Genomic DNA, 551 nt, shown 5'->3' on the forward strand with positions numbered 1-551 from the left:
TGGCTCGTCACGGAATGATGCGCGCCAGACCCAATGAGTTATTACCGGGAACCGTTCGCGTTATCAGCGTCCGGATGGACTACCTACCGCCAGAAGCGCAATTCGCTTCAAATCTCGCGAATAAAAATCATGCTTATATTAGCCGCTATGCGCTAGGGCGTGATTACCATAAGCTGGTCAGAAAGCAGCTCAACAAGTTGGGTAAGCTCATAGAAGAAGAAGTGGGTCAGTTTGGTTATCGCCCTTTTGTCGACTCTGCGCCAATACTTGAGCGCCCTTTAGCCCAAAAGGCCGGATTGGGTTGGACAGGTAAACACTCACTGATCTTAGATAAAGAGTGTGGTTCTTGGTTCTTCCTTGGTGAACTGCTGATTGACCTACCTTTACCAGTCGATACTCCAAGTGTCGACCAATGCGAAAAATGCCGAGCGTGTATTACGTCATGCCCGACTCAAGCCATTGTAGAAGATAAAGTTGTCGATGCGAGACGCTGTATCTCTTATCTCACGATAGAGTTTGATGGTGTCATCCCTAAGGAATTCCGCAAACCG

1 protein-coding gene is annotated in these 551 nt (G+C 48.3%); it reads left to right on the forward strand.

Translation table 11 applies throughout. The features are described 5' to 3' along the window. Positions 1-551, forward strand: a 551-nt coding sequence (gene queG, locus R7044_RS27325; RefSeq protein WP_225456237.1) for a tRNA epoxyqueuosine(34) reductase QueG, incomplete at both ends; no start/stop codon positions are given.

This window comes from Vibrio sp. 1402 (assembly GCF_033340275.1).